The 260-nt window shown below is 72.7% G+C and carries 1 pseudogene; it reads left to right on the forward strand.

From position 1 onward, the window contains the following. A pseudogene (locus ACTFO6_RS19020) lies at positions 1 to 260 on the forward strand (hemerythrin domain-containing protein); the annotation flags it as partial.

Raw genomic sequence — 260 nt, forward strand, 5'->3', positions numbered from 1 at the left:
TCCCGGAAGGGGGGGCCTGGCGGGCCGAGGTAGGGCTCAAGGAGGATGCCCCGCCCCAGGACGCGATCGATCTCCTCACCCGGCACCACGCGTCCCTCGACCGGCTCTTTGTCCGGGCGCTCGAGCGGGTAAACGACGGGGCGGTGGCGGAGGCGGTCCCTTTGCTCGCTTCCTTTGCGGCCGGGCTGCGGACCCACATCGCCTTCGAAGACGGCGTTCTCGCCCTGAGGCTCGCCGTTCCCGCCAGCCCGGCGGGGGAC

The sequence above is a fragment of the Pelomicrobium sp. G1 genome, from assembly GCF_051905455.1.
Taxonomy (GTDB): domain Bacteria; phylum Pseudomonadota; class Gammaproteobacteria; order Burkholderiales; family UBA6910; genus Pelomicrobium.